Origin of the sequence: Brotonthovivens ammoniilytica, assembly GCF_025566885.1 — a bacterium.
GTDB lineage: Bacteria > Bacillota > Clostridia > Lachnospirales > Lachnospiraceae > Brotonthovivens > Brotonthovivens ammoniilytica.
On record NZ_JAOQJQ010000004.1, the window covers coordinates 202,731 to 218,221 of the forward strand.

Below are 15,491 nucleotides of genomic sequence, written 5' to 3' on the forward strand. Positions count from 1 at the left end.
TAAAACATAAAAATTTTTTCCAATAATTTAAGAAATTCATCATAATCATTTTATAATATACTATATATCATAATCAGAAGATTTATTGTATAATGACTTAGTATATCAAATACACCAAACATTGTCACTTATCACCGTTTTACTAATAAACTGTGAAATCTGAAGAATATTGAGGTTGATAAACATGAAGAACGAAGATAACACTAACAATAAGAATAAGAAAAAGAAAGGCCGCAAAAAACGCCGCCCTGGACGTATTATCAGAAATATTATTCTGGGGATTGTAATTGCCTTTGCCGCTCTTTTTCTTCTTGGAAATTTGTTTTTTCATTACAAATATGGAGAAACTATTTTCAGCTGTGCAAAATTTGGAAAAGAGGCAGTGGCAGAAAGTACCGCTGACACCTTCCGCCCCAATCAGGCTTCTACCGTTTACAGCTCAGATGGCAAAGAAATTGCAAAGCTGTATGAGGATACCGAAAGCACTTACCTGGATTTTGACAATATCCCCAAAAATGTCATCAACGCTTTCGTGGCCGTAGAAGACCGTACTTTCTGGAAAAATTCCGGAATCGACGTTAAGGGTATTGTACGTGTCAGTCTGAACTTTTTAAAAACAAAAGGTGATGTAGCTCAGGGTGCCAGCACCATTACCCAGCAGCTTTCCAGAGATATTTTCCTCACCAACGAAAAGTCACTGGTACGAAAGGTAAAAGAAATTTTTATTGCCATGAATCTGAATAAAAAATACAGTAAAGAAGAGATCATGGAATATTACTGCAATAACGTCTGCTTTGCCAACGGAATTTTCGGTATTGAAGATGCCAGCCAGACCTATTTTAACAAACCGGCATCCCAGCTGACTTTGTCAGAGGCAGCTTACCTTTGCGCAATACCAAACCGGCCGGAATATTATAATCCATTTAAAGACAGCAGCAACGCCATCACCCGCCGGGACAAGATTTTAGAGGACATGTATGAATGTGGTTATATTACCCAGCAGGAAATGAACGACGCTGTTTCCGAAGAAATTACCATCGCCAAACAAGAAGATAACGATGAATTTTACAACTATGAAACTTCCTTTGCCATCAAATGTGCAACCGAATATTTAATGGGCTATCTGTACGATTTCAATTTCCAGTATCAATTTGATACAGACAGCGAATACGCCGAATATCATCAAAAATACAACGAAGTATATCAGCAGGCCAAACACCGCTTATACACCGGAGGTTATGAGATTCAGACCTCACTAGATCTTGAGGCTCAGCAGGGACTTCAAGAAGTTGTAAATAATCAGCTTTCATTTGACCAGCGCTTAAAAAAGGGTAGTGAAACCTATAACCTGCAGAGTGGTATGACTGTTATCGACAACAATACCGGCAAAGTGGTTGCATCTGTGGGAGGGCGTGAACAGGAAGGTATCACTCAGGCACTGTCCTATAACCATTCCTTCCAGGGCTCCAACCAGCCGGGCAGCAGTATTAAACCACTGGTTGTATATACTCCGGCACTGATGAAAGGCTACACCCCCACATCGGCAATTCCGGATATTAATGTGGATGTGGCGAAAAAGTCAACACAGAAAGTCAGCTCCATGACCGGCACGAAATATTCTCTTCGTGAAGCAGTGGTCCGCAGTAAAAACGGATGTGCTTACTGGCTGTTAAATGATATTACTCCCAAATACGGTTTATCTTTCCTAGAGGAGATGGGATTTTCCAATCTGCATCCAAATGATAATAATTTAAGCGCCGCACTGGGCGGTTTCAGTTACGGAACCTCCCCGTGGGAAATGGCCAACGCCTATTATACCCTTTATAACTCCGGCACTTACACAAAAGCAGACTGCCTGACCTCCATAAAGGATAATACAGGAAAAGAAATATACGAAGCTCCGGCTTCAAAGGAAGTTTACTCTTCTACAGCTTCTGACGAAATCATTGATATCATGCGGGGGGTATTTAAAAGTCCCGGTACTGCCAGCAGCCTTAACTGGAGCAGCTCTACCCAGACAGAGGCCGCCGGAAAGACAGGTACAACCAATGATAACCGGGACGGCTGGTTCTGCGGTTTTACTCCCTATTATACAATTGCTGTCTGGGTTGGCAACGATGACAACAGTCCTTATCCCGGATTAAGCGGCAGCACCTACCCTGCCCGTATTTGGAAAGAAGCAATGCTGTACATGATTAAAGATAAACCCGCAGCTTCTTTTGATTTATCTGTCAGCGGTTCCTCAAATACCGTTGTCCCTGATGAAGAAGAAACAGAGACAGACAATACAGACAGCACGGATAATACCAATACAGACACTCAGGATAACACACAGCAGAATCCTGCAGATACACCGCAGACAACACCTGATACACCAGATGATAATCAGGATGACAACCCGGATGATATCCAGGGGGATATTAAACCCGATCCGGATGACGGCGGCAGCACAGATACGCCGTCCACAGATCCCGATACCCCGCCGGATGGCGGAGATGGCGGCTCAGACTCCGAAGGAGACCAGGGCCAGGACTCCCAGCAAAAGCCGGATGGATCCGGTCAGGGTAGCAGCTCCTCCGGCAGCCAGACCAATCAAAATTCAAAGAACTAAACTAACCCCCCTGTCATACAGATCAAAACAAGTATGACAGGGGGGCTTTCGTTTTCCTCTATTATCTTTATTTTACATCAACACCTAATGTGCAGCTCTTTTCTACTCCTCCTTATATTCTTCAATCAGATCGTAAAACTCTTCCAGGGTCAGATTCTCCTCTGTTAAAAACTCCGCTGCTTCTTCTCCCACATATCTAAAATGCCAGGGCTCATAGAGAATTTTTGTAACCGCCTCCTTATCCTCTGGATAGCGGACGATAAATCCGTATTTCCAGCATTCTCCCCTCATCCAACGGTTTTCCTCCTGTTCCGCCTGGGTGGCGTCCAGATTTGTATAGCCGGCGGCGGTAATATCAAGCGCTAATCCCGTTTCATGCTCACTGTATCCTGCCGGCATCACCTGTTCATAAGTCTTTTCAAGTGCCTCATCCATCGTACATCCCTGGGACATATAACGGCTGATATCATTTTGAATCAGTTTTGTCTGATAGTCTGAATCCCGGTAAGCAGAAACCAGACTGTATGAATATCCCGCCTGAAAACCATCTGCAAGCATCCGTGTAAGTGCATTGTAAATCCGGACATCTACACGTCCTTTCCCATTATTCAGCTCCTGTAATGTCACGCTGTAATCAGCAGGAAGCGCCTGTTCCTTATTAACAAGAACCAGATACTCCTGATTTCTCTCATAGATTTCCAGGGCCTTTTTTCTTAAGCGGTTCATCTGTTCTTCATCTTTTGCAACGCTTTGCTTTTTCTGCTCTGCATTACTCAATACTGTCACCTGCTCCTTTTGCACAGTCTCTTTTGGAGTATGGAAAAAATGATACATACATTTCCCGGCCGCGCACACCAGTGCCAGATCAAGCCCCAGCAGTATCAGCGGCAGAACGGGCTTTTTTTTCCTTCTCCTTTTATAATTATGATGCTTTTTCCTATATCTTTCGTCCATTTTCACATTTACCTCTCTTTTGTCTTTCTGACAGGTTCCATCATATACTTAATAAGCATCATAATTGTTTCCTGTTCCCTTCAAAAAAGCAAATTAATTCAAGGAAAAATATGTCCCATAAGCAACAATCCTGATCTCCGCAAAATAACCGTCCGTATCCAAAAGCTGCACGGAAAAACTGTCCGTATCCTCCGGATATCTTTCAATGACCTGGCAGTCATAATACTGCCCTATATACTCTTCAAATTTTCCCATGCCAAGATAAGGATCATTATAAATCCCTGTCACAACACTGCTTTCATTTTTCAGATACCGGTCGCTTGGCATATTTTCTTCATAGTCCGGCATTCCGGCAATTTTAATGATGCAGCCGCTTTCATCGTCCATATAGACTTCCATGCTTCTTCCTGAATCGTCCTTTAATGTAAACTTCCAGACAATCATAGAGCCCGAATGCTCTCCTTCCAGCATATACAAAAGTATAGCATGTTCCTGTATCTCAAGCTCACCTCCGCCTGGAACCAGATCAAAAATCTGAGATATTTCTTCCAGATCTGAATTGACTTTATTTTTGGCAGTCTCATAGGTCATAGTCTGGGCCGAATCCAGCTGAACAAAGGATCCATAGTTATTAATACCCATCAATTTATCGCTAATGCTAAGCTCAGACTCCATATTAAGCCTTACGGTATCAGAAGTCAGCTGCTCCTCTCTTTTTTCAATCTGGTAATCCTGTATCCCCGCCAGAAATGTGGGAAAACCGCCTCCAGCAAACACTCCGGCTCCCAGAATACCAAATACAATAATTTTATGCTTTAATTTCAATTCCCGGCACCACCTTTCAGCTCCACCTTAACTCTGGTTCCTTTATCCTCACGGTTCTCAAATACAAGACTTCCCCCATGAAGAGATACGATCTCCCTGCACAAGGCAAGCCCCAGTCCTGCTCCCCCCTGGGCCCTTGACCTGGATTTATCTACCCGGTAAAATGCCTCTGTAATCTTTGCTAACTCCCCCTCCGGTATGCCGGTGCCTTCATCTTCCACAATGATGCAGCATCCTTCTTCTGACATTTCTACACGAATAAGCAGATGCCCTCCCTGCTCCATGGCCTTTTTTGCATTATCTATAAGATTTACTAAAAGGGAAACAATCAAATCCGGCTCCATCATGCACTCTCCCGGCTCACAAATGGTCTCCACGCAAATTCCCGCCTCTGTCAGCCCCGGTTTCATCAGATCTGCAGACTCTTTCACCAGCCTTGCCGGGCTGCTCATTACAAACTCCAGATCCTGTTTCTTTAAAACCAAAAGCTCCAAAAGCTTTAGTGACAGTGTCTCTAGTCTTCTGCCCTGGGAGAATATATAATTGGCTGCCTCACGCCTCTGCTCCCCGCTAAGTTCCTGGCTTCGCAGCAAATCCGCGTATCCAATAATGGATGTCATAGGGGTCTTGAGCTCATGTGCAAAGCTCCCCATAAACTCTTCCTGGCGCTCCATGGCCGTCTCTAGCTGCTGGATATGATCTTCCAGCCTCGCCGCCATCTGATTAAAGTCTTCCGCCAGCAGGCCGATTTCATCCGTACTATAAATACTGGCTCTTCTGGAAAGGTTTCCTTTGCTGATTTCTCTGGCAGTTTTTGAGAGTTCCTGTAAGGGTTTCGTAAGCAGTACAGTCAAAATCCAGAAAATCAGCACAGCCCCTGCAAGAACTGCCAGAAATACATTTCTGTAAATAATCATCTGCTGGGCCCTGGCATCATAAATACCGGTAATATTATACAGTCCGTCCAGATACATCTTTTTCTCTCCGGCCTCAAGCTGACCGGAAATCTGCAAATAATAAAGACCGCTTTCTGAAAACACCTGAAGCAGAAAATGGTCCTCTTCCATTTCCTTTGTCCAATTCTTTAGATGAGACGTTTCCTTGCTGCTTTCATAGATCGCCCGTTCCTCATCTGACAGGCGCAGACCAATCCAGCTGCCTCCCCCTTTATCCTCCAGCTGTTTTAACGTATTTACAATATCCATATAATACGACTGGGAACTGACAGAGTTGACAACCCGCAGCATATTTAACACCATCTGATAAGAATTTACCGCCGCCTGCTTTTCTCTGCTTAAGTTTCCTCTGAAGGATGCGGAAATCAGAATACTTCCCCCAATTCCAAAGGATATAGAAAAAAACAAAATGACGCCCATCAGTAATTTATTTCTAAACTTCATCTTATACCTCAAGCCTGTAGCCGACTTTATGAACGGCCTTAATCCGTTCTTCCCATCCGGTCTTTTTCCTAAGCCTCTGAACATGCAGATCTACCGTCCGGCTGTTTCCGGAAAAATCTCCGCCCCAGACTCTTTCATAAATAGTTTCCCTGTATAACGCAACTCCCGGGTTCTGCATAAACAGTACAAGGATATCAAACTCTTTTTTTGTCAGAGGAATCTCCTCCTCCTGCTTTTTTACCAGTCTGGACCGCAGATCTATCTGTATGTCCGCCAGCTCAATCACATTATCAATCTTATGATTTCTGCGCAGTACAGCTTCCACTCTCGCAAGAAGTTCTATAATTTCAAAAGGCTTTACCAGGTAGTCATCCGCGCCCATTTTAAGTCCCCGCACACGGTCTGACACAGAATTTTTCGCTGTTATAAATATCACCGGAATCTGAAGGGGGGAAATATATTCCATAAGCTCAAACCCGTCTACTCCCGGAAGCATAACGTCCAGCAATATAAGATCAAATTTATGCTCTGACAGCTCCAGCAGATCTGCTGCCGCATTTCCATCATATACACACTGGCAGGAATATCCTGCTCTGTTTAAACTCAATTTCAGCAAATCCGAAATTGGTTTTTCGTCCTCTACAATCAGAATATGAATCATTTTCTGTCCTCCCGCCTGTAAAATTTACATCATTATTGTATCATACTTGTATCTAAAAAACGGGATCTTCCCGAAAAACTTATTTCCAGTTTTTCGAAAAGATCCCAAAATCAGATTTTAGTCTTCACTTACACTATTTTTTTATATACTCCCGGACTACTCTTATGAGCTGAATCACAAAGGTCGGAATAAATGCCAGTACATAAATCATAATCAGCTGAAAGCCGGTAATCGCAGATACCTCAAACAGCCCTTTCAGGCCCGGAACCAAAAGAACCAGGTGAATCAGAATCATTCCAAGTACAAATGCTAAAAGGCTCCACCAGTTGCGTTTCATTCCGATTTTGAAAATAGACTGATTGCTTCTGCAGTTAAATCCATGGAACAGCCGCGCCATAGTCAGTACCGCAAATGCCATGGAACTAGCCGTCACCGCATTTGTCCCAAGACCGATATAAAAAGCGGCAATGGTACAGGCTGCAATCAGTCCGCCCTGATATGCCAGTTTTATCAAAAAGTCTTTAGTCAAAATTCCTGTTTTCGGATCCCTTGGCTTCTGGGAAAGCACCTCACGTTCCGGCGGCTCCATTCCAATGGCCAGCGCCGGCAGTGAATCAGTTACCAGATTAATAAATAGCAGCTGTACCGGTGCAAATGGCACCGGAAGCCCCAGAAGGGAAGTATAAAGTACTGCAAAAATTCCGGCCGTATTTCCGGAAAGCAGGAACTGAATGGCATTCTTAATATTTCTATAAACATTCCGTCCATTGGACACCGCTTTTATAATCGTCGCAAAATTATCATCCGTCAAAATCATAGACGCCGCATCTTTTGAGACTTCCGTTCCGGTAATTCCCATGGCAACGCCGATATCAGCTTTTTTCAGCGCCGGAGCATCGTTCACTCCGTCACCGGTCATGGCCGCAATGCGGCCTTTCCGCTGCCATGCATCTACAATACGTATCTTATTCTCCGGGGAAACTCTGGCATATACTGAAATTTTCTCCAAAACCTCATCCAGCTGCTCATCTGTCATGGCGTCCAGCTGTGCCCCTGTTACAGCCATATCCCCATCCTCAAAAATTCCAATCTGTTTTGCAATAGCCGTGGCTGTTACCTTATGGTCTCCAGTTATCATAATCGGCTTGATTCCCGCCCGTTTGGCATCCGCAACAGCGTCTTTTGACTCTTCTCTCGGAGGATCAATCATAGATACCAGGCCCAGGAAGACATAATCTTTTTCCTCATCCAGCGTCAGTGCCATGCCCGCTTCAATTTCCCGGTAGGCAAATGCAAGCACTCTGAGACCATTTTCAGAAAACTTTTGATTCTGAGCCAGAACTGCCTCCCGATCTCTTTCCTCTGCTTTTCTAACTGTAAATCCGCCGTTTTTATCAGAAACTGCGATACCTGTCATACGTTCCAGCAGAACATCCACTGCGCCCTTTGTAAATATAACGTCCCTGCCGTCCATCTGATACCGGGTACTCATCAGCTTTCGATCTGAATCAAAAGCGATCTCTTCTAACCGCTGCATTTCGTTTCTGATATCCTGGTATGGAATGCCATATTTCTCAGCCATTTCCAGCATACAAAATTCTGTCGGATCACCGATGCCTTTTCCTTCTGAAATTGAGGAATCATTATTTAAAACCATGTTGTAAATAAGATAGCGATCCAGATCCTGCTTTAAATCAATATCTGCCGGCCCGGTACATATGTCATTCCTGTATAATTCCTGAACTGTCATTTTATTCTGGGTCAGGGTTCCGGTTTTATCTGAACAGATAACAGAAACACAGCCAAGACTTTCCACTGCTTTTAATTCTTTAATAATAGCATGTTCTTTTGCCATTTTCTGTGTTCCCATTGCCTGCACAATGGTAACAATAGAACCAAGCGCCTCCGGAATAGCTGCTACTGCCAGCGCTACTGCAAACAGAAGTGAATCCAGAATCGTCATATCACGATAAATACTCAGTAAAAATACTACTGCACAGATCACCATAATCAACGCTGCAAGCTTTTTGCTGAAATTATCAAGACTGATCTGAAGGGGAGTTTTTTTCTCCTTTGTAAGATTCATCAAATCTGCAATTTTACCAATCTCAGTGTCCATACCGGTGCCGGTGACAACAACAACCGCGCGGCCGGAAGCAACAAGGCTCCCAGAATACACCATATTCAGTCTGTCTGCAAGTACAGCTTCCTGTGCCAGCACCTCATCCGTTTTGTCTACATTTAAAGATTCTCCGGTAAGCGAGCTTTCATTTACCTGCAGTGCATAATTTTCTATAATTCTGCCGTCGGCAACTACCATATCCCCGGCTTCCAGCAGCAAAATATCTCCCGGAACAACATCTTTAGATGGAACCTGTACGGTCTCGTGATCCCGAAGCAATTTTGCATGGGGTGATGAGAGAGCCTTTAATGAATCCAGAGACTTTTGAGCATTTGCATATTGAACAGTTCCCAGAATTGCATTTAATACAATTACAACCACAATAACAACTGTACTTTCTACATTTCCGGATATCATAGAAATAACAGCTGCAACAATCAGTATAATTACAAGAAGATCATAGAACTGTTCTAAAAACACCTGAAACAGACTCTTCTTTTTTCCTTCGCGCAGAACATTTTCGCCTTTTTCCTGGCGGATCTGTTCTACCTGCAAAGCGTTGAGCCCTTCCGGTGTGGAGGAAAACTGTTCTAGCACTTCCATTCCTTTCATCTGATAAATTTCTTTCATCTCTAACCTCCTGTGCAGATATGATTTTTCCAAAAGAAAAAGACTTTTCGTGTATATATTTTTAGATACAAAAAATACATACACGAAAAGTCTTGTCACCAATCTGGTATACATTGCCGGGATTAACCGTGATGACGACAATGTATTTAGACTACTCCCTTTCCATATACTTATGAAATATTGGCTTTTTCTTTGTATTCATAACTATAGCCGACTTGCATCAGATTTGCAAGAACTTTTTTATAAACAGTATCCGGCATCTGACCGGATACTGTTTTACTGCTGCTTATTATTTTTCTGAAAAAGAATCTTTTCCCACACCGCATAAAGGACATTCAAAATCCTCCGGCAGATCTTCAAATTTCGTTCCCGGTGCAATACCAAGATCCGGATCACCTTTTGCCTCATCATATTCCCATCCACAGATATCGCATACATACACTTTCATTTTTATAATCCTCCTTCTTATTTTCAGTATTTTAATTATATTAGCGTATTTCTTTGTTTGTTACAAGTATTCCTGTAATTGCTTTGAATTATACATATTATGGAATTTTATTTCTGTTGCAATTATCACTTCTTTATCCATTCTATTTTTTTACAATCCTAAGTGACTTCTCTGGAAATATATAGTATGATAATGATGCAATTAATTTTGTTTTTTATTTCACAATTGCGGATACTATAAGTAAATATCCAAAAAATTTTAATAGAAGGAGATGAACCTATGTATTGTACAAAAAAAATTACAGATGATCTCACATGGGTCGGCGGCAACGACAGAAGACTTGCCATGTTTGAAGGAGTTTACTCCGTTCCGGACGGCGTATCTTATAACTCCTACCTGTTAACTGATGACAAAACTGTTTTATTCGACACAGTAGACCGGGCAGTCAGTACCGTTTTCTTTGAAAATCTTGCCCACACCTTAGATGGCCGGACACTCGACTATGTCATTATACAGCATATGGAACCGGATCATTCTGCCACCCTCTCAGAGCTGATCCTTCGGTATCCTGATGTAAAAATCATTGCCAATGCCAAAACTGCAGTTATGATGAAGCAGTTTTTCGAATTTGAAGTGGACAGCCGCACGCTGCTTGTAAAAGAAGGAGATACCTTTGAAACAGGGCATCATACACTGACCTTTGTTATGGCTCCCATGGTACACTGGCCTGAAGTTATGGTTACTTATGATATGACTGATAAAATTCTTTTCTCTGCAGATGCTTTCGGAACCTTTGGAGCATTAAATGGAGCTATTTTTGCAGATGAAGTTGATTTTAACCGTGACTATATGGATGAAGCCCGCCGCTATTACTGTAATATTGTTGGTAAATACGGTACGCAGGTACAGGCACTTTTAAAGAAGGCTTCCTCACTGGAAATCAATATGATCTGCCCGCTGCACGGTTTCGTATGGCGCAGCCATATTGGTGATTACATTGACAAATATGTAAAATGGAGTACCTACACACCGGAAGAAACCGGCGTTATGATTGCATATGCTTCCGTATATGGAAATACAGAAAATACAGCTGAAATTATCGCTTCTAGACTGCGGGATAAGGGAATTAAAACGGTAATGTACGATGTATCTGTAACTCCCGCTTCTAATATTATTGCTGCTGCTTTCCAGTGGAGCCATTTATTATTTGCCTCCACCACTTACAATGCAGGCATTTTTGTCAGCATGGAAGAACTGCTTCGGGATCTGGCAGCCCACAATATTCAAAAACGTACTGTTGCTTTTGTGGAAAACGGCTCATGGGCCGCTACCAGCGGAAAACTGATGCGCGAGATTATTGCATCCTGCAAGGACATGAATATTCTAGAAGAAACCGTTTCTTTGAAATCTTCCCTGAAACCGTCACAGGATGATCAGGTAAACGCTCTTGTAGAAGCTCTCAGCAATACAATTCCCCAGTTTAAACCGGCACAGGCTGCATCTGCAGAAACAGAGGCTTCTGTAGATCCCAATGCTTTGTTTAAGCTTTCTTATGGATTATTTGTATTGTCTGCAAAAGACGGCGAAAAAGATAACGGATGTATCATCAACACAGTCACACAGCTGACAGATACCCCAAAACGGCTGACTATTGCAGTAAATAAACAGAACCTTACACATGATATGATCTTAAAAACAGGTATGTTTAATGTATCCGTATTAACGGAAGATGTCCCCTTTAAAGTTTTCCAGCACTTTGGATTCCAGAGCGGACGTGAAGCAGATAAATTTGACGGCAGCATCAAGGCAGTAAGAAGCCGCAATGGTGTTGTTTATCTTCCGGATTACACAAATGCTTTTATATCCGGCAAGGTAATTGACGCCCTTGATTACGGCACGCACACATTATTTGTGGCAGAAATCACAGAGGCTTGTATTCTGTCCCAGGAACCGTCCGTAACTTACGCTTACTACTTTGAACACATTAAACCAAAACCACAGCCGGCAGAAGAGAATAAAAAAGGATTTGTATGCAAAATCTGCGGTTATGTGTACGAAGGTGAGACGCTCCCCGCAGATTTCATCTGCCCCCTCTGCAAACATGGAGCAGAAGACTTTGAACCATTGTAAAAATAAATAAATTCAGAACTTAAAAAAGACTGCTGTGAACTCATAATCCAGGAATTCACAGCAGTCTTTCTTCCATACTATCTCCAGTTATCAGCATAATTTACTTCCGTTTGCATACAGCTTAAAGCTGCAGTTTAATACTTCCGCCGCTCTTTTTGACATCAGCATACGCTGCAGAAAAATTTCAAAGTAATCCATAACGGTGCACATGGAATCATCCAGCTCCAAATCCATCTGAATCACCTTCTTTTCTGCATTCACCGTCAGTTTTGAACTTAACGCGGCGTAATTTACCCGGTCATGAGCATCAAAACCTGTGATTACTTTATTTCGCACACGGTTTCTGCGCACATCTGTTTTATCCGCCAGAATCAACGCTGCCGATACTATGTCAATGGCAGTACCGGTAGCTTCATCATGGTGTCCAATAGCCGCCGCAACAGTAATTGCATCACAAAGAGGCATTCCCAGTTCCTTTAAAATTTGATATGCCAGCAGACCTCCGCTGTGGGCATGGTCATGACGGTTAATTCCATTCCCAATATCATGCATATATCCTGCAATTCTGCTAAGTTCAATCTGATGCTTGTCAAATCCAAGACTTTTTAAAATATCCCCTGCAGTCTCAGCCACTTTCGCCGCATGTTTCCTGGAATGTTCTGTGTAGCCCAAAACGCCTAACACATCGTTTCCCTTTTCAATCAGCAGATTAATTTCCTCATTTTTCCGAATCTGTTTGTACGTGATCCCTTTTTTATCTTCTTCCATTCCAACTCCTTTCTGCCATACAGCACCAGTTTCCAGTATAGCGGCTTTTGTTTCCGGCTGACACCCGGTTTTGGTAAAACCTTCGTAAAATCTCCGGTTATAAAAAGTCCTTTTTTCCAAGCCTTACATCTTCCATAAAACCTTTCAGTTCTTCCGGCAGAGATTGAAATAAAAAGCTGCCGCCAGCCTTCTCCTGTTCAAGATACTGATTTTGAAGCTCTTTTGCCATGGCTTCTATTTCCTGGTAAAGTCCTAGGGCAGACATTCTTGCGCCCCCCTGCCCCAGAATAATCACCTGCTCTAATGCATCCGAAGTAGCAACCGTCACCTGATATTTTCTTCCAATCTCATGAACAGTTTTTTCAATATACTGGTCTGCCGTTTCTGCCTCTCTGGTATAAACAACATGAATGTTGTGATACTTCAATATCTCACCGGGATTTCCCTTCACTTTATACGCATCAAAGACAAGAATCAGCGTAACCTGCTTATAGCCCTGGTAATTGCATAAAATATCCATCAGTTTATTTCTGGCAGCCTCAATGTTCTCCTGGGCCAATTCCTTTAATTCATCCCAGGCAAAAATAATATTATATCCGTCCACAAGAAGATATTCCTTATCCCCTGTTTTCCTTTGAGATCTGCCGCCAGAAACTGCAGGCGGAAGCGACGCAGTTTTTTTCTTAAAGGCATTGTGACTCCTCTTAACCGGTCCGTAAGTACGCGAAAAAATCTCCTCCAGCTCTTTTTCACTGGCCCAGGAATCCTGCTGACGCTTCTTAAAGTCCGGAACAGCTGCTTTTGATTCCTGTACTGTCTTCTCCTTCCACACGCTGTCCACATGCATATGCTGCTCCACCTGATCCCAGCTTACATAATATCCGGCTCCATGAGCACAGAATACAGAGCCCGTTGGATGATCCGGATCGCTGTCAGCATCATACCCGGCGCCTGCAATCACCTCATCTGCATTATGGCATGGTTCATATCCTTTCAAGCTGCAGAATAAACGGCCGCATCCTTTTGTGTAAGCCGCCACTTCCGTCATATACCCTTCCATAGCTGCTGCCGGAACCTTTCCGGTAAGAACGGAAACATCTCCTTTATTCTCTGCAGGCAGAAAGCTTCCATGCATTTTCTGTATATCTGACATGGCCCGTCCAATCATCTGTCCCGGCACTTCCAGACGAAATTCATATACCGGTTCTAGAAGAACAGACTCCGCCTTCCTTAACCCCTGGCGCAGCGCCCGGTAAGTGGCCTGGCGGAAATCTCCGCCTTCTGTATGCTTTTGATGAGCCCGTCCCGCCGCCAGCGTGATTTTCATATCAGTGATCTCAGAACCGGTCAGCACCCCAATATGTTTCTTTTCCTTTAAATGCGTCAAAATCAGCCGCTGCCAGTTTTTGTCCAGTATCTCCTCACTGCAGTCTGCGGTAAACTCAAGACCGCTTCCCGGGGGAAGAGGTGTCAGAAGAAGGTGAACTTCCGCATAATGACGCAGAGGCTCAAAATGCCCGATCCCCTCTACAGTATCTGCAATGGTTTCCTTGTATACAATACTTCCGGCGCCAAAGTCCACATTGATTCCAAACCTCTCTAAAATCAGATTTTTCAGGATTTCAATCTGTACCTCTCCCATTACCTGCGCATGAATTTCTCCAAGCTGCTCTTTCCACACAATGTGAAGCAGCGGATCCTCTTCCTCCAGCTGCTTAAGCTTTAAGTAAACCAAAAAAGGATCAGCCTGAGCCGGAAGCAGAATCTGATACGTCAGTACCGGCTCTAATACCGGAGCAGATGCATTCTCTTCCATCCCCAGCCCCTCTCCTGCAAAGGTCTTTGTCAGCCCGGTTACCGCACATACAGTTCCTGGTCCTGCCTCCTGCACAGCCTCATAATCAGCACCGGAATAAATCCGGATCTGATCTGCTTTTTCCTCCCAGGCTGCTTCTAAGGCCGGTTCCTCCTTTTTTCTGTTGGTCAAAGGCATCTTTACCTTTAAGCTTCCACCGGTGATCTTCATATGGGTCAGCCGGGTTTGCTGGCTGTCTCTGGAGATCTTATACACTCTTGCGCCAAATGTATCCGGATATTTTGGCTCTTCCATATAGCGAACAAGGCCATCCAGAAATGCCTCCACCCCCTCTAACTTCAGAGCAGAGCCAAAAAAGCAAGGAAACACCTTTCGGGTCAGAATCATTTCTTTTACTGCCGCCGCTGAAACCGTCCCCTGTTCCAGATACTCCTCCAAAAGCGCCTCATCACAAAGAGCCAGATTTTCCAGAAAATCTGATTCCTTCTGTTCCTGTCCAAAATCAGTGCATCTCTCATCCAGTCTTTGTTTTAATTCCTTTAATAACGCCTCTTTATCTGTGCCTTTCTGATCCATTTTATTCACAAATAAAAAGACCGGAATCTGATACTGTTTTAAGAGGTTCCACAGCGTCTGTACATGTCCCTGTACGCCGTCGGCGCCGCTGATCACAAGAATCCCGTAATCAAGCACCCCAAGTGTCCGTTCCATCTCCGCAGAAAAGTCCACATGCCCCGGCGTATCAAGAAGGGTAATATTCCACGAGCCCAGCTTCATCCGGGCCTCCTTGGAAAAAATAGTAATTCCCCTTTGCCGCTCCAGATCATACGTATCCAGAAATGCATCTTTATGATCCACTCTTCCGATTTTTCTGATGTTCCCCGCCGAATACAGCATTGCCTCCGCCAGTGTGGTTTTCCCGGCATCTACATGGGCCAGAATACCCATACAGGCGCGTTTTTCTGATTTATTTTCAGACGTATTTTCCATATGAAAATACCCCTTTCTACTTATTTTTGATTTGCTTTTTATCATAACACAGAAAGAACTATAAGTCGATAAACCAACCTTTCTCCAGAGTAAAAACAAATATGCCTCCCTCTGCAGACAGATGTATTTATCTGAT

General features: G+C 43.4%; 10 protein-coding genes. 2 read left to right on the forward strand and 8 right to left on the reverse strand.

Going from position 1 to position 15,491, the window contains the following annotated elements; translation table 11 throughout:
- Window positions 1-184 precede the first annotated feature (184 nt).
- A complete protein-coding gene (locus OCV88_RS10865) occupies window positions 185-2,611 on the forward strand; it encodes a transglycosylase domain-containing protein (protein WP_158425535.1) in 2,427 nt (808 codons plus the stop codon).
- A 102-nt stretch (window positions 2,612-2,713) separates the two neighbouring features.
- On the opposite strand, the gene OCV88_RS10870 is transcribed toward OCV88_RS10865, so the two are convergent.
- The 6 genes from OCV88_RS10870 to OCV88_RS10895 all read right to left on the reverse strand — a co-directional run bounded on the left by OCV88_RS10870 (window position 2,714) and on the right by OCV88_RS10895 (window position 9,651).
- Window positions 2,714-3,565, reverse strand: coding sequence for a M15 family metallopeptidase (locus tag OCV88_RS10870; protein WP_158425536.1), 852 nt, complete (start codon window positions 3,563-3,565; stop codon window positions 2,714-2,716).
- Window positions 3,566-3,658: 93 nt separating this feature from the next.
- A complete protein-coding gene (locus tag OCV88_RS10875; protein ID WP_158425537.1) occupies window positions 3,659-4,390 on the reverse strand; it encodes a hypothetical protein in 732 nt (243 codons plus the stop codon).
- A complete protein-coding gene (locus OCV88_RS10880; protein ID WP_262591205.1) occupies window positions 4,387-5,790 on the reverse strand; it encodes a sensor histidine kinase in 1,404 nt (467 codons plus the stop codon). Before OCV88_RS10880 ends, OCV88_RS10875 begins: the two co-directional genes overlap by 4 nt.
- A 1-nt stretch (window position 5,791) precedes the next feature.
- Window positions 5,792-6,451 carry a response regulator transcription factor gene (locus OCV88_RS10885; RefSeq protein WP_158425539.1) on the reverse strand — a complete coding sequence of 220 codons (660 nt, stop codon included), beginning with the start codon at window positions 6,449-6,451 and terminating at the stop codon, window positions 5,792-5,794.
- Between the two features lie 133 nt (window positions 6,452-6,584).
- Window positions 6,585-9,203: a cation-translocating P-type ATPase gene (locus OCV88_RS10890; protein WP_158425540.1), complete on the reverse strand. Its 2,619-nt coding sequence runs from the start codon at window positions 9,201-9,203 to the stop codon at window positions 6,585-6,587.
- Between the two features lie 289 nt (window positions 9,204-9,492).
- On the reverse strand, window positions 9,493-9,651 hold the full coding sequence (locus OCV88_RS10895; protein ID WP_158425541.1) for a rubredoxin: 159 nt from the start codon (window positions 9,649-9,651) through the stop codon (window positions 9,493-9,495).
- Between the two features lie 279 nt (window positions 9,652-9,930).
- Between OCV88_RS10895 and OCV88_RS10900 the strand changes: the two genes are divergently transcribed.
- Window positions 9,931-11,781 carry a flavin reductase gene (locus OCV88_RS10900; RefSeq protein ID WP_158425542.1) on the forward strand — a complete coding sequence of 617 codons (1,851 nt, stop codon included), beginning with the start codon at window positions 9,931-9,933 and terminating at the stop codon, window positions 11,779-11,781.
- Between the two features lie 90 nt (window positions 11,782-11,871).
- Here the strand turns inward: OCV88_RS10900 and OCV88_RS10905 are convergent, their stop codons facing one another.
- Both OCV88_RS10905 and OCV88_RS10910 read right to left on the reverse strand, forming a co-directional pair.
- A complete protein-coding gene (locus tag OCV88_RS10905) occupies window positions 11,872-12,549 on the reverse strand; it encodes an HD domain-containing protein (protein ID WP_158425630.1) in 678 nt (225 codons plus the stop codon).
- Window positions 12,550-12,646: 97 nt separating this feature from the next.
- Window positions 12,647-15,355, reverse strand: coding sequence for a translation factor GTPase family protein (locus OCV88_RS10910; RefSeq protein WP_158425543.1), 2,709 nt, complete (start codon window positions 15,353-15,355; stop codon window positions 12,647-12,649).
- Between the last annotated feature and the right edge of the window lie 136 nt (window positions 15,356-15,491).

Coding starts and splice junctions, on each gene's coding strand:
- OCV88_RS10900 (WP_158425542.1), top strand. CDS start 9,931: ATGTATTGTACAAAAAAAATTACAGATGATCTCACATGGGTCGGCGGC.
- OCV88_RS10910 (WP_158425543.1), bottom strand. CDS start 15,355: ATGGAAAATACGTCTGAAAATAAATCAGAAAAACGCGCCTGTATGGGT.
- OCV88_RS10880 (WP_262591205.1), bottom strand. CDS start 5,790: ATGAAGTTTAGAAATAAATTACTGATGGGCGTCATTTTGTTTTTTTCT.
- OCV88_RS10865 (WP_158425535.1), top strand. CDS start 185: ATGAAGAACGAAGATAACACTAACAATAAGAATAAGAAAAAGAAAGGC.
- OCV88_RS10870 (WP_158425536.1), bottom strand. CDS start 3,565: ATGGACGAAAGATATAGGAAAAAGCATCATAATTATAAAAGGAGAAGG.
- OCV88_RS10885 (WP_158425539.1), bottom strand. CDS start 6,451: ATGATTCATATTCTGATTGTAGAGGACGAAAAACCAATTTCGGATTTG.
- OCV88_RS10905 (WP_158425630.1), bottom strand. CDS start 12,549: ATGGAAGAAGATAAAAAAGGGATCACGTACAAACAGATTCGGAAAAAT.
- OCV88_RS10895 (WP_158425541.1), bottom strand. CDS start 9,651: ATGAAAGTGTATGTATGCGATATCTGTGGATGGGAATATGATGAGGCA.
- OCV88_RS10890 (WP_158425540.1), bottom strand. CDS start 9,203: ATGAAAGAAATTTATCAGATGAAAGGAATGGAAGTGCTAGAACAGTTT.